The sequence below is a fragment of the Pedobacter sp. L105 genome (assembly GCF_009765875.1).
Classification (GTDB): Bacteria; Bacteroidota; Bacteroidia; order Sphingobacteriales; family Sphingobacteriaceae; genus Pedobacter.
Map to the genome: position 1 here is coordinate 856,617 of NZ_LMUP01000004.1, position 24,352 is coordinate 880,968.

The following is a 24,352-nucleotide window of genomic DNA, read 5'->3' on the forward strand; positions in this document are numbered from 1 at the left end:
TTTTACGTCAAATAGTATAATATTTTTTTTATAACATAATTGATCACCTATAAATGGGTTTATTTAACTGGTTCACACAAGAGGTTGCCATCGATTTAGGCACCGCAAACACCCTGATTATACACAATGACAAAGTGGTTGTTGATGAGCCTTCGATCGTAGCTTTTGACCGACAAACAAATAAAATTATCGCCATCGGCCGTCAGGCTATGCAGATGGAAGGTAAAACACATGATAATATCCGTACTGTAAGACCTTTGAAGGATGGCGTTATTGCCGATTTCAATGCCGCTGAAGCCATGATCAAAGGTATGATCCGTATGCTTAACGGCGGTAAAGGCTGGATGTTCCCTTCTTTGCGGATGGTCATCTGTATTCCTTCGGGAATTACCGAGGTAGAAAAACGTGCGGTTAGGGATTCGGCAGAAATTGCCGGCGCGAAAGAAGTTTACTTAATTCACGAGCCTATGGCAGCTGCTGTAGGGATTGGAATTGATGTAGAAGAGCCAATGGGTAATATGATCATCGATATCGGTGGTGGTACTACAGAGATCGCTGTAATTGCTTTGTCTGGTATTGTATGCGATCAGTCTATCCGCGTTGCGGGAGATAATTTCGACTCGGATATCGTTAACTATATCCGTCGTCAGCATAACATCATGATCGGCGACCGTACTGCGGAGAAGATCAAAATTGAAGTGGGTGCTGCTTTACCTGAATTGTCAGATCCACCGGCAGATTTCGCCGTGCAAGGTCGTGATTTAATGACCGGCGTACCGAAACAGATTACCGTTTCTTACACTGAAATTGCCCATTGCCTGGATAAATCAATCTCTAAAATTGAAGAAGCAATCCTGAAAGCTTTAGAGATCACGCCACCAGAGCTTTCTGCTGATATCTACCAGACTGGTATTTATCTGACAGGAGGAGGAGCGTTGTTACGCGGTTTAGACAAACGTGTGGCTGCTAAAACTAAACTGCCTGTTCACGTAGCGGAAGATCCTTTACGTGCGGTTGTTCGCGGTACTGGTATTGCCCTGAAGAACATTGGCAGCTATAAGTTTTTAATGCAATAAAATTAAATAAGAGCTAACAGCCTTTAAAAATGTGAGTCGGTCCATAAAACTGTACTCACATTTTATATATTTAAATAATTACAATTGATGGCTGAATTTCAATACAGAATGAAGAAATATGCGTAACCTTTGGATTTTCATAAACAGATACAACGCATTCTTCCTGTTTGTCATTTTTTTTACTGCTGGTATCATTTTGACGGTAAAAAATAATGCCTATCAGCGCAGCGTAACGTTTAACTCTACCAATCAGGTAGTAGGACATGCTTATGAAAACCTGAATATCTTTAAGAAGTATATGAACCTGGGGCAGGTTAATGATAGTCTGGCCCTGGAAAATGCAAAACTGAATACCGCGTTGACAGCGCTAAAAAATATCGACAGCGCTAAAAATACCGTGGTTAAAGATACCGCCAACCACGTGCAGTACACCTATCTCGCTGCCCGGGTGATCAAAAATTCTGTTACCTTAAGGAACAACGTAATCACGATCAATAAGGGCTCTGCCGATGGTATTGAAAGCGGCATGCCCGTGATCTCTGCCGGAAAAGGAGTAGTAGGCCACGTTCGTGACGTATCAGCTCATCTTGCTACAATAGAATCGCTGCTAAACAAAGACGCGAAGATCAGTGTAAGTATCAAATCTACCAAAGAAATGGGTTCACTGGTTTGGGGCGACAGAAATTCAGATTATAGAAAAGCATTTATTAAAGATATCTCCAATCATTTCAGGGTAAAGCTGAGAGATACCATAGTCACATCAGGATTCGGATCTTTCCCTCCCGGTATTCTGGTTGGATCGATCAGTAACAGGGGGATCTCTACAGGAGATAACTTCCTGACCATAGAAATCAATCTTTTTAACGATTTCAGCACGTTGCAGTACGTCTATGTGATTAAAGATAAATTGGCCCAGGAACAGAAAGCATTAGAATCGACATTGCCCAATGAACAGTAGAATTATCATAACCAATATCTTAAGGTGGTTCATCCTGCTTGCCATACAAATACTGTTGTTAAGGAACCTCAGTTTTTATAACCTGGCCACCCCTTTCACCTACATCCTGTTTCTGCTGTTGCTGCCTTTTAGCACCCCTAACCTGATTTTGTATATCATTGCTTTTGGTACAGGTTTAACGCTGGATGCTTTTTATGATACGCTGGGTGTACATACTGCTGCCTGCGTAATGCTGGTTTTTGTGCGGATCTTATTTATATCCGTTACGGTAAGCCGTGATAATTTTGATGAACCAGAACCTTCCCTCGGAAATATGGGATTCAGATGGTTTGCTTTATATGCACTGTTGTGTACCTTTGCCCATCATCTGGTGCTCTTCTTACTGGAAGCTTTTAAATTATCGGAACTCTCCTATACATTGTTAAGATGCACATTGAGTGCTATCTTTACGTTATTCACACTTTTGTTAGTGGAATTAATATTTTACAGTAGGAAATTACGCTAAATGGATAATCTTTTTAATAGAAAATACATTGTACAAGGGCTGTTTATAGTAGTTGCACTCATTCTTTTGGGGCAGCTGTTTTATATCCAGGTGGCCAGCGACCGCTATTTCCTCTCTGCCAATAGCAATGTACTGCGCAAAAAATATACTTTCCCGGCACGTGGGATCATTCTCGACAGAAATAGTAAAGTGCTGGTACAGAATGAACCGGTATACGACCTGATGGTTACCCCCAGCCTGGTTAAACCTTTTGATACGCTGGCACTTTGCCGGATCATCGGGATTGACATGAAGGGTTTTTACAAACGTTTCAACAAAGCAAAAACCCAGTCGAGGTACCAGCGTTCTGTATTTGAAAAACAACTATCCGTACAAACCTATGCTTCCCTTCAGGAACAGCTTTCCCGCTTTGTTGGATTTGAAACACAGAACAGAACAGTAAGGCATTATCCCGATAGTGTGGCCGGACAGTTTTTTGGTTATGTAAAAGAGGTTTCTGCCAAAGATATTGATGAAAGCGACGGTTATTACCGCCCCGGAGATTACATCGGAAAGGCTGGTGTAGAACGCCAGTATAACCAGGAATTACAGGGTGAACGTGGTGTGGAGAACATGATCTACAATGCCAGGAATGTTCCCCAGGGAAGTTACCTGAATGGTAAGTTTGATACACTGGCTACTTCGGGTGAAACCCTGACCTCTTCACTTGATATTACCCTGCAAAAACTAGGCGAACAGCTATTAAAGAATAAAGTAGGCAGCATCGTGGCTATAGAACCAAGCACCGGGGAAGTACTCGCCTTTGTGAGCAGCCCTACCTATGATCCTAACCTGATGGTAGGAAGGCAACAGGGAAATAATTACATGGATATTTTCCGTTCACCAAACAGACCCTTTACGGTAAGGCCATTATCTGGTTATTATTCGCCGGGATCTTCATTCAAACCTCTGGATGACCTGATTGCTCTGCAGGAAGGCGTAATTGATCCAAATACTACCTTTAACTGCCCCGGATATTACTGGGCAGGAAACCACCGGGTGAGTTGTGAGCACGTTGATGGAAATATTTCTTTGAAAAGGGGTTTAGCCAGATCCTGTAATGCCTATGCCTGTAACGTATTTCAGCGATTGATGACGCAAAGCAGGTTCAAAAGCAAAAAGGCTTCTTATGACGATTGGATAGGCAGGGTGCGAAAATTCGGGCTGGGTTCAAAACTAGATTTGGATATGCCCTTTGAACGTAAAGGTATCCTCTTCACTTCAGATGAATATACCAAGCGTTTTGGAAAATACTGGGGTTATACCACTATTATCTCACTGGCCATCGGACAGGGAGAAATGAATGCCACGCCTTTACAGATGGCCAATATCATGGCTATCATTGCCAACAGGGGTTATTATATTAAACCACACCTCATCAAAGCCATTGGCGAAAAGAAAGACGTAAAAAAAGAATACCTGGTAAAAAATTCCGTAGATATCGACCTTAAATACTTTGATCCTGTAATTGACGGAATGGAGGCAGCGGTAAATTCAGACTACGGTACTGCCAGGGACTCAGCCATTCCTAATATCTTAATGTGCGGAAAAACAGGAACAGTGCAAAACCCACATGGAAAAAACCACTCTGTTTTCGTAGGTTTTGCCCCGCGTGAAAACCCGAAGATCGCTATTGCCGTGATTGTAGAAAATGCCGGTTATGGCTCTGCTTATGCTGCGCCCATTGCCAGTTATATCACAGAAAAATACCTGACAGGTAAACTTTCCGGTAACAGGACAGAGAGGGCCGAATGGATGAAAAATCAGGTGGTTTTACCTGATCCGCCAAAGTCTAAATTTAAGTACGATCCGAAAAAACCAGATACTACGGCTAAGCCAGCTCCGGCAGCGATTCAGCCACAAAATAAAATTGCAGCTATTACAAAAACAACACCTATTACCAAATGATCAATCAACAGGGGAGCCGCTTTTTCTTTAATGTGGATTGGGTAACCATTCTGATTTACATCGCCCTGTGCAGCATTGGATTTGTTAACATTTACGCTTCCCTCTATAATCCAGATACTTCTACCCTGTTCAATTTTGGTAGTAACTACGGTAAGCAACTTATTTTCATCATTACAGCACTGGTAGTAGGCTTTTCAATATTATTGGTCGATGCTAAGTTTTTCAGCGTATTTGCCCCGATTATATATGGCATAACGATGTTCCTGCTGATGGTAGTATTGGTAGTAGGCCGTAAGGTAGCGGGTAACCAGGCATGGATTCCGCTGGGCAGTTTCAGGCTGCAGCCTTCAGAGCTGGCTAAGTTTGGTACCGCATTGCTCATTGCCAGGTATGTAGGAAATTTTAATCCCAAGTTCAGGGATGTTAAATCTATCTTTTTCGCCGGACTGATCATTTGTTTTCCACTACTGCTGATCATGCTGCAGCCGGATACAGGGTCTGCACTGGTGTTCCTTGCCTTTATGTTTCCGCTGTACAGGGAAGGCCTTTCGGGTTATTTCCTGCTGATCTTCCTGGGGATGATCGTTTTGTTCATTGCAGACTTCCTGGTTCCGCTAGCTGTACTCATTCCGATAATTGCAGTTGTGGGCGGTATCTTTATTTACCAGAACAAGCGTAAGCAAAAGATGATGTTCTCAATGATCCTTACTACAGTGATCGCTATCGCTTACCTGTTTTTTGTAAAGGTAGCTTATGAGAAAGTACTGGAACCGCATCAGCGTACCCGTATAGAAATCATGCTGGGCCTGAAAACAGATCCAAAAGGTGCAGGATATAACGTGATCCAGTCTAAAATTGCCATTGGCTCCGGTCAGGTTACCGGCAGGGGTTTTCTGGAAGGCACACAAACAAAATATGGTTATGTACCGGAACAAAGTACAGATTTTATCTTCTCTACAATAGGTGAAGAATGGGGTTTTGTAGGCTGTTCGGTAGTGATTGGCTTGTATGTCTTTTTACTGCTGAGGGTAATTAACCTTGCAGAAAGGCAGCGCTCTTCATTTTCAAGGGTGTACGGCTATTGCGTAGCCAGTATCATCTTTTTCCACGTGTTTATTAATATCGGGATGACGATAGGCATTATCCCTGTAATAGGTATCCCTCTTCCCTTTATCAGTTATGGGGGATCGTCCTTGTGGAGTTTTACCGTATTGCTTTTTATCTTCCTCAAACTGGATTCAAACAGAATGGGATTTATTTAAGCGGAAAACGTTGGTTTAACAATTCGTAAAACTGATCTGCCGTATCCTGTTTATCTGCCCAATTGTGTTTACCGGCATAATTATTCTTCAGAAACGCATCTGCAGTTTTAAAGTCGGGCATCTTGTTCAGCAGGTCTATAGCTTCTGCATAAGCCAGGTTATAGCCATTAAACAGGTCTTTGATATACCTCATTTTATCATTCAGGCTGATGGCCTGCTTCAGGTCTGTAATTGGTGCCCTTCTGGTGTCTGTATTAAAATTTCTATTCGGCGTATTACCAGACAAGATATCATTTAGCGTAGGCTTAGGCAAAGGCTGTGTTGCAGGTTCTTCTTCTTTTTGTAAAGGTGCAACAGACGCTATAGGTCTGAACAACTCTTCCTGAATAACTGGCTTGCTTACCGGTGCTGCCGCGGGTGCAGTTGGTGTAAAAACTAATGGTGCAGGAGCCGGTTCAGCTATAGGTGCTATATAGGCTAATGGAGCGGTTTTCTCTTCGGACTCTGGCGTAATAGGCAGGACTGCTGAAACAACAGGGGTTTCCAAATGGAATTCAGGCTTGATTTCTTCAATTTCAGGCTCTTCTTCTTCTTCGGGCGCTTCGAAGATAGGCGTGATAGATTCATGTTCAGGTTCGTGCTGAGCAGGTTCAGCTACCAGGAAAGGCTCAGGCCCTATTTCATCTTCTTCTGCAGATGATAATTCCAGGCTGTCCATTTCTCTCAGTTTTTGCTTTTGAGCGATGATCAGTTCTTCCTCTTTACTTAAAGGCCTGTCAAAAATTTCATCTATAGATTTCTCCTCAAACTCAAAACGGTCGGATGATGGTTTTTCATTGAGGATAAATTCAAAAGTAGCAGGTTCAATATCCGGTTTAAAGATATCGTCATCCAGTCTTGGCGTAGTATGGACCACTTCATGTTCCTTCTCCCAGCTATAAGATTGATCTGTTTCCTTTTCTGCTGTAAACGGCATAGTATCGGGTTCGGTTACTTCCTCCAGGGATTCCGTTAAAAATTCTTCTTCTGCCATAGCGGATGGGGAATATCCCTCTCCTCCTGAAGCCCCGGAAACAGGAATAGCAGGTTGCTGCTGTGCCTCCTCTTCTTTTAGTGGCTCTGGTTCAGTCCATGTATCAATCGGCTCATGTACCGAAATTCCAGGTTCTTCTTCTATTAACTGATTTCCCTGATTGTCATATTCAGGTTCATCAACTGCAGCATAACCTGTAATTTCAGGCTGTGGTGATATATTTTCTGCTTTGACATCAGTATGTTCGGGCAAAGCCTTTTGGACTGTCTGACTATTGATTTTTTTAATAATCTGAACATGATCAGATAAAAAATCGGCATTAGCCAGGAAAAGCTCAAGTTCTAACTCGTTCAATTCCTGAGGATTCTGAGCCAAATATTGATACTGATCACTTAACTCATTGAGTATTTGTCCAATTTTTTTAAATATATCCTCCTGGTTCATCATAGTAGTATAACGGAAAAATCGATGTTTTATGTTGACAACTTTACACTCAAAAGTACTACAAAATTTCGATATTCGTGAGTTACACATCCCCGGAATAAACATGTTATTTAGCGAACAAAATTACAGCAGAGGAGAATTTGGCGGCAGCATTGAGGTAATTTGCGGTTCCATGTTTTCCGGCAAAACGGAAGAACTGATCAGACGGCTGAAGCGTGCTGAGATTGCCCGCCTCAGGGTAGAGATCTTTAAACCCGCAACAGATACCCGTTACGATGAAAATGCTGTAGTCTCTCACAATTACAACTCCATTACCGCCATTCCGGTAAGCAACTCCGCAGAAATATTGCTGCTGAAGGCAGATACGCAGGTAGTAGGTATTGATGAAGCTCAGTTTTTTGATGATGGCCTGGCGGATGTATGTAATACCTTAGCCAACAAAGGGATCAGGGTAATCATAGCCGGGCTGGATATGGATTTTACGGGCAAACCATTTGGCCCTGTACCGGCGCTGATGGCCATTGCAGAAATGGTAACCAAAGTACATGCAATATGTGTAAGATGCGGTGGCCCGGCCATGTATTCTTACCGCAGGGTAGCCGGTGATGCCAGGATCATGCTGGGAGAAAAAGAAAGTTATGAACCCAGGTGCCGGATCTGCTTTCATGCTAAAGATTAAGCAACAGCGTTAACCCATAAAAATAAACAACAGATGGCAGAGCAAAGAGAAGTCTGGCAAAGAGGCCCCCTACCCGACATTCATCCCCTACTGCAGCCTATAGCGCATGCGCTTTTACAGGCCAGGGAAGAAATAAATCAATATCTGTTTGAATTCCCTGTGCAACTGCTTTGGCTGCGTCCCGCAGGATTAGCATCCCCTGGCTTTCATTTACAGCATTTAAGTGGTGTACTAGACAGGGTATTTACCTATGCAAAAAACGAAAAACTCAATCCCCTTCAGTTTTCACAGCTCGCAGGAGAAGGTAAAGACACACCTGATCCACAAACTGTTGATCAACTTACCGGTCGTTTTAACCGGCAGGTAGATCTTGCGCTGGAACAATTGAGACAGACGGATACCGCTACGCTGACAGATTTTCGTGGCATAGGCCGCGCAGCACTTCCTTCAACAGTAATCGGTTTATTAGTACACGGGGCAGAACATACCATGCGTCATGTGGGGCAATTGCTGGTTACCGTGGCCGTACTAAAGGATGGCGGGGTTTAACAAAGAAAATATCCCCGTCGTTGAAATCAAACTTTTTCACCATATAACTCCTATCCCACATATACCTGAACTTGACCAGTTCATTGTCTGAAAAATTATCAAACCAAATGAGATAGAACCCGTCTTCTTCAAACATTTCGTCAGTATCATGTTTATTTACCCGCTGTGCGATAGACTCAGTACGCATTCTTCCATTAAAATAGGCTGCCTGATGGTCATTGGAATAAACAGTATATTTCCGGTTAAAATAGTCAGGATGCTCCCGTAAGAATTTTGCTGTCTCTGAATGTTTCCAGGAATCATCGGTATAACCTCCAATGCCATAATCCTTTACATCTTCATACATAAAATGTACCTGTTTCAGCTGACCATATTCAAATACAATTCCTATTATTCCTAAAATAGCGACTGCCAGGCCAAATTGAACCCTGTTCAGCTGCCTCAGCTTATTGGGTATCCAGGAGGTTAAACCAATGAGCATTGGCACAAATACCGGAGAGATAAACCGGTTGTTGATCTGCTCAAAATGAGATAAGGTAGAAATGCCGATAATAAATACGGTATAAACGATAAAAAAAGCAGCAAAACAGTTCTCTGCTGTTTCATAAGTGCGGTTTAACCAGCTGCGCTTTAAAAATAACAGTGAAATAAAAATGAAGATAGCGATGGCAATTCCGGATACCAATCGTGGCTGGTCACCGTGTACAGGCAACCAACTGCAGATTACACGACCATAAAAAACCACATTATCGCTCAGCGTGAGGATACCTTTCTGCCTTGGTCCGGTAAGAGAGCTCGTAATGACAGCATTACGCACAAGGTTAGCCACCAGTAAGGAAATAGAAATGAAGCCGAAGTATATACAGTAGATCATCCGTTTACGCCATTCCAGTGAACGGTCAAACACCAGCAGCAGTAGTCCTGTTCCCACTAAAGTTACACCCGCATAGCGCGTGATACAGGCTACTGCGGCAACACCTGCGCAAAACAAAAGACTGCCAAGCGTACGTTTTCTCAGGTATCTGCTAAAAGAGGCGATAAAGGCGATGGTTAAAAATAGAAATAAAGTTTCTGACCATAACATCGAATAAATATCCAGTAAGGAAGGACTGAGGGCCAGAAAAAACAAGATAATACGTTTATACCATTTATTAGTTCCCTCAAAAGTATCGATCAGGTAGCCTGTCATCACGATAATACCCGCCAGCAATAAACCATTGATTACAGGTGCCAGTATCAGGGGATCAATCCTGGTAATAAAACCGATAACGCTTAGAAAAAAGGGATAAAACAAAGGAAAATCAACCAGCGGCCTCATATTATAATCTGCCAGCAGGCCATGCATATACATATTCCTTGCTGCACTCAGATAAGCAATGGAATCTGGCGACACGCCGATACCGTTATAACGGGTATATATTATAATCAGTAGGAAACCAATCACTGAGATTAGCAAACCATCTAAATTTTTTAGAGATAGTAAACTAAATCTGGTTTTTTGCATAGGAATTTTTCAAAATGAATGTTGATTTGACAAATATACCTAATGATCTCGATTATTAAAGACCGGTTTTTAAGAATCGGGATTTAAAATTAGCTGTTGGTTAGTTATTATATAATAAATATAAGTATTTTTATTTTTAAATGTTTACCCTTATTCAACAAATTATTAAACAATTTAGCCTATATTGCTATACGTTGCGGCTTTCATAAATAATTGTTTGCACACGAATAAAATCTCCAATTAATATTCTCATTTTTCAATAAGTTAACTTAAAATAGGCGATAAATACTTTTTTACATATATAGCTGTAAATTATACTTCAGAATATAAATTACTTAGTATTTGAATGGAAGGAAAGGTAAAATTAGATCTTATTGAACAACACGTAATCGATTTTGTCAGAAAGTTAAGAGCTGATAAAAAGTTACGGCAGGAAGATATCGCCTATATAATTGGAGTAAAAGCCTCATTCATAGGGAATGTAGAGAACAGCAGTAACCCGGCTAAATACAATTTAAAGCACATTAATGTGTTTGCAGACCATTTCGGATTATCTCCCCGGGATTTTCTTCCCAGTACAGCACTAATTGAAAAAAACAAAATAAAAAATAAAGATTTAGACTTATAATCTTTAATGCAAACAGCGATGGTTTACTGATCTGCTTCCTCAAAATGATCAGTTCAGGTTTTTCATTAGTGATTGGAACCATTCTGCATAAAAGGCTTTGTAAACGCTAATTCTTTTTTCGAGGACAGTTTCCTTTTTTAGCCTTTCATCCAATTCCAGCAATCTCTCTGAATACCATTTTCGTACATCCTGCTGAACGGGTAACTTGTTCTTCTGCATGGACCTGCTCAGCAGCATCATGCCAAAAAGAGACATCGTAGAATCCGTTTCTTTGTATTCCAGCAAATTGACAGCCCTTTGTATGGCCAGTGAAATATGATCTATAAAATATTGTAATACCTGATTGGGATTAACTCCGTTCATCCTGCAAAGCAGATTAAAGTCAAATGTAAGCATAAGGAAATTATCTTCATCCAGCCCGAAGGTTTTGGGATAATCTACCAGCGGCATCATTTCTGTTTCCCATTCCTGCATCAGGTAAAAACTCTCTTTCATTTTATCAACGGTGGAAGGTTTTTCAGATGCACTGAGCTCGCTTAAAAGTGTGACGTATTTGACGGATATCCGTTGTACTTTTTTATCTGTGACAGCAATAATACGGCTGCCGTAAGCTTCTTTACATTCAATGACGATACCCGTAGCCCATAAAGCAACGGCTTCCATTTCACCTCCGTTAAAAGCGTAAAAAGAAACCCGGTTAATGAAGTACTGCAGTACTTCCTCCCTTTTCAGATAATTGATGGCACAGGCTATAGTGAAATCTTCAGCATAATTCAGCCCAAATCCTCCTTTTTCGTTCATATATATTTTGTTTATTTTCCTCAGTTATATAAACAGGTGTATCGGCCAAGGGGTTTCAAAAAGTATATCCAATTTATGAGCCTGCGCAATATCGAATTTGCCTTTTCAATATTACCGCTAACAGAGGATCAGAAAAGACAGGAAAAAGGTTGGGTCAATTGATATCACTTTGGAGTGCATTATACCATTCGCGGTAAAAAGAGCTGTAGATTTTTATTCTTGTTTCAAGATCTTTAACTTCTTTTAGTTTTCTGTCGAGCCTCAGCAATTTCAGTCCATATTGTTTGTAAACATCCTGCTGGGGCAGAATTTTATCTTTAACTTCTTCATGGCTACCTACCAGGAAAAGAAGCACGGCAGTGCTTGGATCAGCTTTTACGATAGTCAAAAGGTTAACTGCCCTCTCCCTTGCCAGGGATATAGTGCTGATGAAATACTGCAACAGATGTTGTACTTCAATGCCGTTCATCCTGCATAACATATTAAAATCAAAGGTTAATTGAAGTAATTCCCCTGTTTGGGTTTTAATCTCCGAAAGGTAATCTGTTAAAGGAAGCATTTCTGCTGCCCATTCCCTCATGATGGTTACGCTTTTATTGGTCTCCAGACTTTCAGGCAGGTCTGGCTCCAGATTAAGGCTGGTGAGTTTCCTGATATATTTCAAAGATATCTGCTGGATCCTTTGATCGGTAATCGTCTCAATTTGCCCGCCCTGAAAGTCTTTGCAATCGATACTTACTGTAGTGGCCCAGAGATAAACAGATTCCATATTCCCCCCGATAAAGGCATAAAAAGAAACATGATCAATAAAATACTGCAATAGCTCTTCAAAATGAAGATTATTGATCTTGCAGGCAATTTTGAACTCGTCTGTATAGTTAAGTATAATTTGTCCTTTAGCGTTCATCTTCTTCAGTACGATATAATATCAACCAGCCTTCTTTTATCAGGATTTCAAAAAATTCTAAGGTATTAAAAATAGTTAAAAGCCCTTTATGTTAAAACACGTAATTTATAACCCGAAAAATAATATTTTTGATTAAAAACACAAAGATATAGTTTATATTTTTTTTTAATTTTCTTAGACGTTATGAGCATTTTACCTCTAGGCTATGGGATAACATTTTATCGTGCAGATCTAAGATTGATAAAAAACGCCCTTTGTATCATTAAAAAGACAAAGATTAACGTTTTATTTATCAAATATCCTATTAAATCTGCAGTTTCTTTTCTATTTTGGTAACTCAATTTAAACCAATGAACCAAAAATCCGAACGTTTTCTTTCACTCGATGTATTTCGTGGCATGGCATTGTGCTTCATGATCATCGTTAACACCCCTGGAGGAGGGGCCACACCTTTTGCCATGCTCGAACATGCTGCATGGCATGGCTTTACACCAACTGATCTTGTTTTTCCGTCCTTTCTTTTTGCTGTGGGTAATGCCATGAGTTTTTCAATGAAGAAGTTCAACGGAATGGACAATTCACAGGTACTGCTTAAAATTTTTAAACGTGTTTTTCTAATCTTTATCATCGGCTATCTGATGTACTGGTTCCCTTTCTTTAAGTACGATGCACAAGGGCATATTATGGTTTCGCCAATTGCCAACACACGTATTTTTGGGGTACTGCAAAGGATAGCGCTATGTTTTGGAATCGCTTCACTGATGATCCATTACCTGTCCAGCAAGACTGTGATCTGGCTGAGTGTAATATTTCTATTGGGCTATTGGGCCTTACTGCTGTTCTGCGGACAGCAGGGATCTGAACTGACCATGACCGGAAATGTGGGTTATTTCATTGATAAGTACCTTCTCGGAGAATCACACATGTACCATGGTGAAGGGGTTGCCTTTGACCCTGAAGGTATTCTCAGCACTATTCCTTCTATTGTAAATGTAGTGATCGGCTATTTTGCAGGAAAGTTTATCCAGGAAAAAGGCAAGGGTTATGAAACTATTGCCAAATTACTGTTTGCGGGATGTCTTCTGCTGCTGATTGCCCTGAGCTGGAATTTAATTCTTCCATTCAATAAGAAAATATGGACCAGTTCTTTTGTGATGCTTACCTGTGGAATAGACCTGCTGGTGATTGGCTCGCTGATCTTCCTGATTGAAGTGAAACAGTATACCTGGTGGACTAACTTCTTTGTGGTGTTTGGGAAAAATCCGCTCTTCATTTATATCGTTGCCGACATGCTGATGCAGCTGATCGACCTGTTATTTCCCAATGCACATTTCTACGACTGGATTAACGGAAATGTTTTCCAGGCCATTGCGCCCGGCCCTGTGGGTTCCCTATTATTTGCTATTGGTTATATGCTTACCTGCTGGCTGGTAGGCTACATTCTGGACAAACGTAAAATCTATATCCGCGTTTAAAAGCAGAGATATCCCCATAAAAAAAGAGGTTATCCACATTTAAATGTGGATAACCTCTTTTTTTATGGGGATATCTTATTTAACTGCCCATGCGTTTCTTAAAAACCGCATCCAGTTGCAGTTCATCATATTTTGTATATCCTGTTTTTTATAACCTCTTTTATCCAGTAAAACAGGGATTTTCTGCAGATCGGCTATCGTTTCAATATCATAAGGACACTGCTCTTTTCCAAAAGCCCCATCCAGATCAGAGCCGATACCAATATGTAATGTATTACCTGCTATCTGACAGATATGGTCTAAATGATCTACCATTACTTCCAGGTTGCAATGCATCCCTTTGGGCGTAGAAACCCCGCGAACCCAGTCGGGCACCATCATCCAGGCATCCAGTGCCAAACCAATAACTGCACCCCGGTTTACCAGTTCTTTAATCTGCGCATCACTGTATTGGCGGTTATGGTTTACTAATGCCCTGCAGTTATTATGTGAAGCCCAGATATGTCCATTAAAATGATCCAGTGCCTCCCAGAAACTGTCGTCACATAAATGTGTTGCATCCAGAATAATATTCAGTCTTTCCATTTCTCTCAGCAGTTCGTGTCCTTTAGGCCCCATTAATCCTGTAGCATCGGTACCCTGGGCATAACGCCCTGGCCCATAATGTGCAGGCCCCACTGCCCGCAATCCATAAGCATGTGCCCGCTCTAAATGCTGTACGGTAATGATAGAATCTGCGCCTTCCAAACTTAAAATATATCCTATAGGCTTTAAGTCATCACTGATATCACTTTCCCAAAGCTGAATGTGCTTTTCCAGGCTCTCCAGATCATTGACCTGTACCATCTCCCCTGCTTCTTCCATCGCCTTATACCAGGCAACCTGTCCCTGTGTTTGTGCCCAGGCCTGTTCAGGAGAATGCCATCCGGGCAAAGAATTACCCGGCGCTACATACCGCGCAATCTGGGTAGCTACCACTAATCCCACCTTTCCTTTTCTTAACTCTGGCAGGGAAACTACCGCCTTAGCCCTGTCGGGTTTATCCGTTAATCCTGTTTCCCTGTCATTGATTGCCGAAACAGGCAGCCGCAGGTCGCGGTTCCATTCCAGCGCATTCATACTTAAATCCAGGTGTGCGTCTATGGCAAACATTATCTTTAATTAAATAGTGATCTTTCTGTTTCTTGCAATGATGGCCCATTCTTCTGTGAGCCGGTGCTGTTCTATAATACTGGCCAGACCATACAAAGCAACGGTTGGACAAATATGTACTGGCAGTCCGTACAGTACATCGCCAATTTTAAATCCATGGCCTGCACCCATGTATAATAGCAGGTGTTCTTCACTCTGACCAACCATCTGGGCATTCGGGGCATTTAAAAAGAAAACCCTTTTACTGAGCTCATTTTCCGACGCTACCGACTTATGTCCCAGGTCTACGGTAAGCTTGGTCTCATCGGTCAGGGAGATCACACGGGTTACCACCAGTGCAGCAGTCAGAAATTCCTGCTCTGCAAATGAATCCATATAACCTTTATCCCAAAGTACAAAAGTACCCGGGCTACATTCTATATCTTCCAGAGGCGCATACAGCGGAAAGGTCGGTGTTCCTCCGGCAACGATCACCGGTTTTGACATTCCTTTTTTTAAGATCGACTCCTGAAACTTCATGATCAGGCCCAGTACCAGTGCACTGTTAACTTTTCTGATAAACAATGAAGTGTCATGGATATGCCCATCATAGGCGTGAAGTCCCATTAGCCGGATACCATTATCCGCCGCCGCCTGTTGGTACAGCAGCAGGGCATTCTCATCGGGTGTGATCCCGGTGCGGCCCATTCCTACATTCAGGTCGAGAAAAACCCGCACCTGAATGCCTGCCTCAACCGCGGCACCAGAGATGGCCTTTAATGAGCTTTCATTATCTACCAGGCAGGCAAAATGTGTAGCCGGGAAAGTTTTGATCAAAGTGATAAACCTTTTGATTTTAGGGCCCACAGGCTGATAGGCCAACAATACATCCGGTGCTTTACAGCTACCCAGCATCTCTGCTTCGGCAATGGTAGCACACTTGAATTTAGTGATGCCTGCTTCCAGCATCAGTAAAGTAATTTCCCTGGTTTTATGTGTTTTCACATGAGGCCGCAGCCTGCGGGCATCACTGATCCCTTCTTTCAGTAAAGAAATATTTTTTATAATCCTGTCTTTATAAAAGACAAGTGCAGGTGAATCCAACTGCTCTACATCATCGATGAGATACCAGGCTTTTTCAGAACTAATCATACAATTCAAATAAGGCCTCAATTTCTACGGGAATATTATCAGGCAGGGAACCAAAACCTACGGCACTGCGTGTTCCAATACCATTTTCTTCTCCCCATACCTGAGCAAAAAGTTCACTGCAGCCATTGATGATAAAAGGATGTTTCTCAAAATCTGGCGTACAGTTTACCATTCCCAGTACTTTTATGACCCGTTTGATGCGGTTCAAAGAACCAAGGTTGGTTTTAATGGTAGATAACATGGTTAAGCCTGTCTGTCTGGCCGCCAGTTTACCCTCCTCCTTATCTAAATCAGAACCGATACGCCCAATAATTAGGCTCTTGTCATCCTGAACAGGCCCGTGTCCGGATAAATAGAGGTATTTTCCGTCAATCAGAAAGGGTTTATATACACCCAGTGGTGTAGGTGCAGGAGGTAAGGTTAAACCCAGTTTAGCAAATTGCTCGTCCGCATTGAAATTATTCATGTGATATTATTTAATAATTTGATTTAATAAAAGTACACCAATCAGGCCAACAGTACCAACAATAGATTCCATCATGGCCCATGACCGGAAGGTATCTTTGATGCTGAGGTTAAAATATTCTTTAAACAGCCAGAAACCGGAGTCATTTACGTGAGAGAACATTAAACTCCCGGCTCCAACAGCAAGTACCATTAAATTAGGATCAGTATGCGTGCTGGCCATTAAAGGAATGATGATGCCCGCTGTGGTTAATCCCGCAACAGTTGCCGATCCTACGCAGAACCTGATTACGGCCGTGATCAACCAGCCCAGGAACAGCGGCTGCATATGCAGGTCCATCAGTAAGGCGCCAATCTGTGCGCTTACCCCACTATCTACCAGTACTTGTTTTAATCCGCCGGAACCGCCTATGATCAACAGGATTAGTGCGATATCTTTAATAGATTCTGCATAAATATTCATGATATGCGCAATCTTTTTACCCTGAAAAATACCCAGGGTAAGCGTAGCTGTAAACAGGGCAATTAGCATGACCACATCGGGATGCCCCACCAGGGCAATCACATTTGTTAAGGAAGAATCCTTGCCTACAATTAAGGTGAGCACCGTTGCGATGATCAGCAGCAATACTGGCAGCAGGGCTGTAAAAAAACTGGTAAATGTGCCTGGCAATTCGCTGTCGGGCAGTTCTGCCGGCATAAAAGTTTGTAAGGGGGAAGAAGAGATATTTTTAAGCGTCCTGGAAAAAAGCGGACCGCCGATAACAATTGCTGGAATTGCTACTATCAGTCCATAAAGCAGGGTTAAGCCCATATTGGCTTTAAACAGGATCACCAATGCTGATGGAGAAGGATGAGGGGGCAGAAACCCATGGGTAACAGAGAGTGCCGCCAGCATGGGCAGGCCAATGTATATAGGAGGCAGTTTGTATTTGTAAACCAGGGAAAAGATCAGCGGGATCATCAATACAAAACCTATCCCATAAAAAAGAGGGATACCAATCAGGAACCCCGTTACCACCACACCCCACTGGATATATTTCTCACCGCAGATATTCATGATCACTGCAGATATCTTCTGTGCTGCACCACTTTCAGCTACCAGCTTGCCCAGCATAGCGCCAATGGTAATGATAATGGCCAAAGAACCCAATACATCCCCAATTCCTTTTTCAACAGAACCGGCTACTTTATTTAATGGGATGCCTAATACTATTCCTGCCAGAATAGAAACCACCAGGAAAGAAAGGAAAGCATTGATCCGGAATACCGAAACCATTACAATCAGTAACAGAATGCATAATAAGATGATAACTATGGTCATATCTATCGCTGTAGGTTAATAAGCAAGAGTACTATATTTTTTTAATATTAGACAATTATTTTGATTGTTCATAATGTCATTAAATCCTTTTAAACATTTAAAATTATATTCTTGCAACTAAAAAGTTACAAATAGAAATTTATTTGTTAATAGAGAATTAATCTGTGGACAATAACAAAAGTTCAATTTTGAAGCGTACTCACACAGATAGCAGTTACATCCTAAATAAATCATCAATTAACTATTCCATCTTATAATGAGCATTGTAAAAGGAATATTCTCGTCAAAGTCTTCCACAGAAGAATCACAGGATCAAATCGGTTTAGATCTTTTGTTTAAAGAATTTTATGACAGACTGGTTTATTTTTCCCTACAATTCGTTAAAGATAAATATCAGGCGCAGGATATTGTCCAGGACGCTTTTATCAAATACTGGCAGCTTAAAGACACTGTTATTCCCCACAAAACAGCCATTAAAAATTTTCTTTACCAAACTGTCCGTAATGCGAGTTTGAATGTGATCAGACATGAAAAGATTGTTGAAGGTTATATACAGTTACAGGGCAACATCGAACCAGAGGAACCCTGTGTAATTGATGCGATCATTAGAACAGAATTAATGGCAGAGATCCATTCCGCCATTCAGTCATTGCCCGAAAGCTATCGTACAATTTCTGTAATGGGATATTTTGATGGTAAAAAGAACCAGGAAATTGCAGACGAACTCAATATGTCTATCAACACCGTCAAAAAACAAAAACAAAGGGCGTTGCAATTATTAAGGCTTAAGCTTACTCCAGAAACCTTTATGCTCTTAATGGTACTTACTGCAGGGATTTATAAATAATCCATTCTTTTTTTTAAAAAAATCAAATCTCTTTATCCTCTTTAAATATTCAGGTGTCTCTACTGTTGAAAAGGCATTATGAATCAATACGAATCCTATTTTGATCTCGGCAAGTTCGTCGCAAAGTATTTGCGGAACGAGCTGACGGAAGAAGAAAAAATAACATTAGACCACTGGCTTGAAGAAAGCAACCACAATAGGGATACCTTCAACAGGCTCACTGACGAAAGTTTCCTGAATAAGGAATTGGAGAATTTTCCGGATACGGATAAAGATGCGGCATGGAAAAAGATAAGTGAAAGTACAGGTTACACAAAAACAAACCACGACACTTCAGCAGCAAAAAATCTGTTGCATTATGCCGCTGTCCTGATCATGCTGCTGAGTATTGGTTTTGCAGTTAACCAGCTCTTTAACAAAAAGCAAAAGAGTAACACACTGGTACTCCATCAAAAAGATATCTTACCGGGAAGTAATAAAGCAGTGCTTACACTCGCTAACGGGTCAAAAATAGTACTGAATGATGCGAAACGCGGAAAGATTGCCAGTCAGGAAAATGTTGATATCGACAAAACTGAAAATGGACAGGTAGTTTATAAAGTAAAAAATACGGTGAACACCACCAACCCTTCTGCCGCAGCAAAGCTAATGGCCATGAATACCATTGTCACCCCACGCGGTGGCCAGTACATGATCATTTTGCCCGATGGCACTAAAGTGTGGTTAAATGCAGCCTCTTCTTTAAAATATCCCACAGAATTTCAGGGTAATGAACGCCGGGTAGAGCTAACAGGTGAAGCCTATTTTGAAGTAGCAAAAAATGCAGCCAAACCATTTTTTGTAAAAACAATAAGCCAGACGGTTGAAGTGCTCGGTACGCATTTTAACGTCAGCAGTTATGCTGATGAAACAACAACCAAAACCACCTTACTGGAAGGAAGCGTAAAAGTTAGCGGTACAAACGGCAGGCAGGAAATAAAACTAAAACCAGGACAGCAGGCTGTAGGAATGGCCAGTACGCTAAAAGTGCTTTCAGATCCAGATATCGATGAGGCAATGGCCTGGAAAAACGGAAAATTTTTATTCAGAAATGCCAGCCTGCCTACCATCATGAGACAGCTGTCCAGATGGTACGACGTGGATGTAGAATACCAGGGGGATACCCCCGAACGACATTACCGTGGACGCGTATCAAGAGACGTCCCTGTTTCACAGGTCTTCGAAATATTAAAAACAAGCGGAATTAACTTTACCATTAGCGGGAGGAAAATTATTGTAAAATCATAATGGATCTATTCAGGTAGCCTGCAAGGCCGGTTACCTGCTTTAGCCCAAAAAGCCGGAGGGTGTATCGAGCACGCTCCGGCAAATGAAAAGGCTGAGTATAAATTATATAAGGAATACACTTTAATCACAACCCAAACAAAAATATGGATTTTTCTACATTTTTCACGCCGTTATACCAAAGCAGGCGAATAACTAACTGTAATAAAGTATTCAATCGCTTCAACCCGATGAGTACAACCACCAAAAAGAAACTCATTATGCGGATTCAAGTCATTACGCTCCTGCTATTTACCGTATGCCTGCATATCAGTGCTGCAGGTTTTGGACAGCGTATTACCATTTCAGAAAAGAATGCCACACTGGAAAAGGTGCTCAGCAAGATTGAGCAGCAAAGCGGCTACGATGTATTCATGCAGACAGAATTACTGGCTAGAAGCAACAAACTAAGTTTAAGTATTGAAAACTTAACGCTGGAAAAAACACTGAACAAAGTTTTTAAAAACCAGCCGCTTACTTATGCGATCATTGGCCATACGATTGTCCTGAAAGAAAAGATAACCGGAAACACAGCAGGTATAAAAAAAGAGGTGGCAACAGCCAGTCAGTCGACCGTCATTACAGGTACAGTGATCGATGCAGATACCAAAGAGCCACTTATAGGTGCATCAGTTGCTGTGAAAGGATCATCAAATGCAGCTTCTACTTCCCTGAACGGTACCTTCAAATTAAAGGTTACTTCTACAGAAGGCACGGTACTGGTGATTTCGTATATCGGTTACGTGCGCCAGGAAATCACGGTTTCACAAAATGCTAACCTGGGAGAGATCCAGCTGAAGGCAAGTGCAAACGCGATGAACGAAGTAAACATCACCAGTGATGTAGTTATCGACAGAAAAACACCGGTAGCAGTATCTACTATTAATGCCCAGTTTATCGAGGAAAAACTGGGTAACCAGGATATTCCTGAGCTGCTGCAGGGTACGCCAGGGATTATGGCGACTGCTCAAGGCGGGGGTTATGGCGATTCCCGGGTCAGCATCAGGGGGTTTTCCAGTGGATCAAAGAAAGGTAACGTGGCATTAACCATTAACGGTATTCCTGTAAATGATCCGGAAAGCGGTTCAGCTTATTGGTCTGATTTTACCGGACTGGCTGATGTAATTACTTCTGTACAGGTACAGCGTGGCTTAGGTGCGTCAAAAGTAATCGTACCTTCTTTCGGTGGTACCATTAACATTACCACACGCGGTACAGATACAGAAAAGGGAGGTTATATTGCACAATATATCGGCAGTGATGGCTATCAAAGAACTGGTGTACTGATCTCTACTGGTCTGGATAAAAATGGTTGGGCAGCAACTTTTCAGGGCAGCAGAACAATGGGAAATGGTAACGCCGATGGACTGAAATTTCTTGGTTACAATTACTTCTTCAATTTGTCGAAGGTTTTAAGCAAAAACCAAACCTTATCTTTTGATTTCATGGGTGCACATCAAACCCACGGACAAAGATTTGAGCAAACGATAGCAACGATGCAAAACGCACCACAGGGAATAAGATTTAATGATAACTGGGGTGTTAAAGATGGCAAAGACGTAAATCCTTACAACAACTTTTTCAGTAAACCTTTAGCTTCTATTACCCATCATTGGGATATCGACCAAACTTCTAGCCTCTCTACTATACTTTATGCTACTTACGGCACAGGTGGCGGCGGATCTATTGGCGGAACATTACCCAACAGAATCAGCAATATCTATTCACCATTTGATTTTACCGCAGCAGAAAAAACCAATGCAGCCAGTCCTGATGGCTCTGCGGCTACTTACTTTTATGCCGCACATAACGACCATAAATGGTATGGTCTGAGAAGTACTTATAAAAAGAACCTGACGAATAACCTGGACTTCTCTGCCGGAGTAGATTTAAGGTATTATGAAGGGACACACTATGAAGTGGTGACCGATTTATTGGGTGCTGATTATGTGCTCGATAAATACAAAGGAAGTGCTGCTTTAGGTACGTCTGGAGGAGATATCAACAATCCTTTACACCGCGCAGTTGTAGGTGATAAGATTGATTATTACAACAAGGATTATGTAGCATCTGGCGGCGCCTTCATGCAGACAGAATATTCGAAAAAAGATTTCTCTGTTTTTGTAACACTATCTGGTACAGGCAGCGGTGATAAAAGAACCGATTTGTTTAATTACCTGAATAGTGATCCAAATCAATCCAGCAGATATGTAAACTTCTTTACCTATCAGGCTAAAGGCGGTGCCAATTACAACCTGAACAGCCAGATGAATTTATTCGCTAATGTAGGTTACATTACTAAACCGCCCTACTTCGATAACGTTTTTGAGAAATTCACGAATAAAATCAACGATGGTACCGTTCCTGAAAAACTGCTAAGTTATGAATTGGGCTACGGCTTTAAAAGTTCGATGTTCACTGCCAAATTAAACCTTTACAGAACATTGTATAAAGATGAATCCTTTTCAAATTCTTATTCTGACGCTACCACGTTACAACTCTACAGTGTAAACATTACCGGTGTAACGGAAATGCACCAGGGCGCCGAACTGGAGCTTAAACTGCGTCCGGTAAAAGATGTAACGATTGGCGGAATGCTTTCTGTAGGAGATTGGTACTATACCAAAGATGCAGGTCCTGCTACCGTATATAACAATCAGCAACAAGTGGTTACTACACTGAACAAAGTTTACCTGAAGGATATCAAAGTTGGCGATGCTCCACAAACCACTGCGGCGCTAAGCCTTGATGTGAATGTGATGCCACAGCTTAAACTGGGTGCTAATTATTTTTATACTGCCAATTACACGTCTAATTTTCTATTCACAAACCTCACCATTCCGGGTTTAACACCTTATAAAATACCCAACAATTCATTGGTTAACCTGAATGCGGTATTCAGATTTAAAATTGCAGGTCTGGATGCTTCTTTCATTGCCAACGTAATGAATGTATTTAACAGGAAATATATTTCGGATGGTTATGATGCCAATGCAACAGGACAGGCTGCAAACATCAACGCTTATTATGGAATTGGACGGACGTTCACTACCGGGTTGAAAATTAAATTTTAAATGATCATCAAAGAAAAATACGCATGAAAAAGATATATTATTTATTTATCCTGGCCGCCATCACTTTTGCCTCTTGCCAAAAGCAGCCGGTCATTGCCCCGGAAACCTATACCAAAGCAATGACATTTACGCTGGCCACATCAGATTATCAGCTGTTGCCTACCACTGCTTATCCCTATAAATCTTTTAGTTTTAAATCTAATGCTGATGCGAATTTATATATCCCTCAGATCTTAAATTTAAAAGAACCACAACTGGGGAATGGTTCAACAGCCAATGTAACTTATACAAATGCACCAGCCGCCATTACCATTGCCGATAGTTTATTCAATGATGTAAGTTATACGGTTACTACGGCCGATTACGCAGCGGTGACTAAAAGTACGTTTAAGGATTTTTCTCCTGCGCAGACATTAAGCTTTCTGGCCTATAAATATCCAACTCCTGTTGCCAACCAGCTAGCCGTAATTACCTATACGGATTATGAATCGGGCATTACCCCCAGCGCAGGTACACTGGTTACCAATTCCTTTTTATACCTGAACGGGACATGGCAGAAAATCTACCAAATATCTCCTGCACAGTACACTTCTGTTAACCGTGGCAGCTTTGGCAATTTTATCGGTGCGGATGTACCCAACCTGGCCAGCTATTTTAATACTTTCCTGAAAGCCGATGCCTCCATCATGGATACGATTAAGGCAAATGATGTGGAATACATCAGTTACAAGTATTATCTCAACCCTACAAATTATCAGAAAGTATTAGCGCTGACGTATGATGGCAGCAACTGGACAACCGCTTCCACACAGGCTACCTTATCTTTCCTGAAAAACAGTGGTACCTGGATAGCCGACCCTACAGTATACCTGACTTTAAGTTCAGCCGATTATACCTATATCGGAAGTACAAGTGCCGGTACTACCGCAGCAAGGGCCAATGTTGCGCAGTATAAAGATTTTAATATAAGTGCAACTACAGATGCTACCTACTGGAGTCCTGCGGATCTTCAAAATGCATTTATCGCACTGCTGAATTACAAATATTCTAAACCTATTAACGGTCAGATATTCAACCTTACCTACGCGGTTTATAAATTCGGAGTCGCTTCAAATGCAACCAGCACCTATACCTACAATGGAACTGCCTTTGTATTTGTAAAATAAAAAATAATTACCTCCCTCGTCCGGAAGAGAAGTACGTGCTTAATAACACGTGCTTCTTCTTAAAATGACGATAACCTACCATGAATTCTAAAACAATAAACC

The 24,352-nt window shown here is 41.5% G+C and carries 21 protein-coding genes; 13 read left to right on the forward strand and 8 right to left on the reverse strand.

Annotation, left to right across the window (positions count from 1 at the left end):
• The first annotated feature begins 53 nt into the window (after positions 1–53).
• From GSQ84_RS08885 to rodA, 5 genes are all read left to right on the forward strand, one after another.
• The gene (locus GSQ84_RS08885) at positions 54–1,076 is read left to right on the forward strand and encodes a rod shape-determining protein (protein WP_068403231.1); all 1,023 of its coding nucleotides are present in this window, start codon (positions 54–56) and stop codon (positions 1,074–1,076) included.
• Between the two features lie 118 nt (positions 1,077–1,194).
• The gene (gene mreC, locus GSQ84_RS08890) at positions 1,195–2,034 is read left to right on the forward strand and encodes a rod shape-determining protein MreC (protein WP_158796877.1); all 840 of its coding nucleotides are present in this window, start codon (positions 1,195–1,197) and stop codon (positions 2,032–2,034) included.
• Positions 2,024–2,539, forward strand: a complete 516-nt coding sequence (locus tag GSQ84_RS08895) for a rod shape-determining protein MreD (RefSeq protein ID WP_158796878.1) — start codon at positions 2,024–2,026, stop codon at positions 2,537–2,539. Before mreC ends, GSQ84_RS08895 begins: the two co-directional genes overlap by 11 nt.
• Positions 2,540–4,486 (forward strand): penicillin-binding protein 2, encoded by a 1,947-nt coding sequence (gene mrdA / locus GSQ84_RS08900; protein ID WP_158796879.1) that lies wholly within the window; start codon positions 2,540–2,542, stop codon positions 4,484–4,486.
• Positions 4,483–5,748 (forward strand): rod shape-determining protein RodA, encoded by a 1,266-nt coding sequence (rodA, locus tag GSQ84_RS08905; RefSeq protein ID WP_158796880.1) that lies wholly within the window; start codon positions 4,483–4,485, stop codon positions 5,746–5,748. The genes mrdA and rodA overlap by 4 nt, the downstream gene beginning before the upstream one ends.
• Here rodA and GSQ84_RS08910 read toward each other — a convergent pair.
• On the reverse strand, positions 5,741–7,228 hold the full coding sequence (locus GSQ84_RS08910; protein ID WP_158796881.1) for a hypothetical protein: 1,488 nt from the start codon (positions 7,226–7,228) through the stop codon (positions 5,741–5,743). The two genes, rodA and GSQ84_RS08910, sit on opposite strands and share 8 nt — an antisense overlap.
• 100 nt (positions 7,229–7,328) lie before the next feature.
• Between GSQ84_RS08910 and GSQ84_RS08915 the strand changes: the two genes are divergently transcribed.
• Positions 7,329–7,904 carry a thymidine kinase gene (locus GSQ84_RS08915; protein ID WP_158797382.1) on the forward strand — a complete coding sequence of 192 codons (576 nt, stop codon included), beginning with the start codon at positions 7,329–7,331 and terminating at the stop codon, positions 7,902–7,904.
• Between the two features lie 33 nt (positions 7,905–7,937).
• On the forward strand, positions 7,938–8,453 hold the full coding sequence (locus GSQ84_RS08920) for a DinB family protein (protein WP_158796882.1): 516 nt from the start codon (positions 7,938–7,940) through the stop codon (positions 8,451–8,453).
• Here GSQ84_RS08920 and GSQ84_RS08925 read toward each other — a convergent pair.
• Positions 8,419–9,957, reverse strand: coding sequence for a hypothetical protein (locus GSQ84_RS08925; RefSeq protein WP_158796883.1), 1,539 nt, complete (start codon positions 9,955–9,957; stop codon positions 8,419–8,421). The two genes, GSQ84_RS08920 and GSQ84_RS08925, sit on opposite strands and share 35 nt — an antisense overlap.
• 346 nt (positions 9,958–10,303) lie before the next feature.
• Here GSQ84_RS08925 and GSQ84_RS08930 point away from each other — a divergent pair, with 346 nt between their 5' ends.
• Entirely contained in the window at positions 10,304–10,585 is a 282-nt protein-coding gene (locus GSQ84_RS08930; RefSeq protein ID WP_158796884.1) for a helix-turn-helix domain-containing protein, read from the forward strand.
• Between the two features lie 48 nt (positions 10,586–10,633).
• Here the strand turns inward: GSQ84_RS08930 and GSQ84_RS08935 are convergent, their stop codons facing one another.
• Positions 10,634–11,386 carry a hypothetical protein gene (locus tag GSQ84_RS08935; protein WP_158796885.1) on the reverse strand — a complete coding sequence of 251 codons (753 nt, stop codon included), beginning with the start codon at positions 11,384–11,386 and terminating at the stop codon, positions 10,634–10,636.
• 154 nt (positions 11,387–11,540) lie between these two features.
• Positions 11,541–12,293, reverse strand: a complete 753-nt coding sequence (locus tag GSQ84_RS08940; RefSeq protein WP_158796886.1) for a hypothetical protein — start codon at positions 12,291–12,293, stop codon at positions 11,541–11,543.
• A gap of 350 nt (positions 12,294–12,643) precedes the next feature.
• Here GSQ84_RS08940 and GSQ84_RS08945 point away from each other — a divergent pair, with 350 nt between their 5' ends.
• Complete coding sequence (locus GSQ84_RS08945; protein ID WP_158796887.1) at positions 12,644–13,768, forward strand: acyltransferase family protein; 1,125 nt, start codon at positions 12,644–12,646, stop codon at positions 13,766–13,768.
• A 75-nt stretch (positions 13,769–13,843) separates the two neighbouring features.
• Here the strand turns inward: GSQ84_RS08945 and GSQ84_RS08950 are convergent, their stop codons facing one another.
• The 4 genes from GSQ84_RS08950 to GSQ84_RS08965 are packed head-to-tail and all read right to left on the reverse strand — an operon-like array spanning position 13,844 to position 17,840.
• Positions 13,844–14,920, reverse strand: a complete 1,077-nt coding sequence (locus tag GSQ84_RS08950; protein WP_158796888.1) for a dipeptidase — start codon at positions 14,918–14,920, stop codon at positions 13,844–13,846.
• Positions 14,921–14,929: 9 nt separating this feature from the next.
• Complete coding sequence (locus GSQ84_RS08955) at positions 14,930–16,051, reverse strand: D-TA family PLP-dependent enzyme (protein WP_158796889.1); 1,122 nt, start codon at positions 16,049–16,051, stop codon at positions 14,930–14,932.
• Positions 16,044–16,517, reverse strand: a complete 474-nt coding sequence (locus tag GSQ84_RS08960) for a RidA family protein (RefSeq protein WP_158796890.1) — start codon at positions 16,515–16,517, stop codon at positions 16,044–16,046. Before GSQ84_RS08960 ends, GSQ84_RS08955 begins: the two co-directional genes overlap by 8 nt.
• 6 nt (positions 16,518–16,523) lie before the next feature.
• Positions 16,524–17,840, reverse strand: coding sequence for a gluconate:H+ symporter (locus GSQ84_RS08965; RefSeq protein ID WP_158796891.1), 1,317 nt, complete (start codon positions 17,838–17,840; stop codon positions 16,524–16,526).
• Positions 17,841–18,096: 256 nt separating this feature from the next.
• Here GSQ84_RS08965 and GSQ84_RS08970 point away from each other — a divergent pair, with 256 nt between their 5' ends.
• The 4 genes from GSQ84_RS08970 (at position 18,097) to GSQ84_RS08985 (ending at position 24,250) form a co-directional block, all read left to right on the forward strand.
• Positions 18,097–18,687 (forward strand): RNA polymerase sigma-70 factor, encoded by a 591-nt coding sequence (locus tag GSQ84_RS08970; protein WP_158796892.1) that lies wholly within the window; start codon positions 18,097–18,099, stop codon positions 18,685–18,687.
• Between the two features lie 78 nt (positions 18,688–18,765).
• Complete coding sequence (locus tag GSQ84_RS08975; protein ID WP_158796893.1) at positions 18,766–19,974, forward strand: FecR family protein; 1,209 nt, start codon at positions 18,766–18,768, stop codon at positions 19,972–19,974.
• 227 nt (positions 19,975–20,201) lie between these two features.
• Complete coding sequence (locus tag GSQ84_RS08980; RefSeq protein WP_158796894.1) at positions 20,202–23,084, forward strand: TonB-dependent receptor domain-containing protein; 2,883 nt, start codon at positions 20,202–20,204, stop codon at positions 23,082–23,084.
• A gap of 23 nt (positions 23,085–23,107) precedes the next feature.
• Entirely contained in the window at positions 23,108–24,250 is a 1,143-nt protein-coding gene (locus GSQ84_RS08985) for a hypothetical protein (RefSeq protein ID WP_158796895.1), read from the forward strand.
• Positions 24,251–24,352 lie beyond the last annotated feature (102 nt).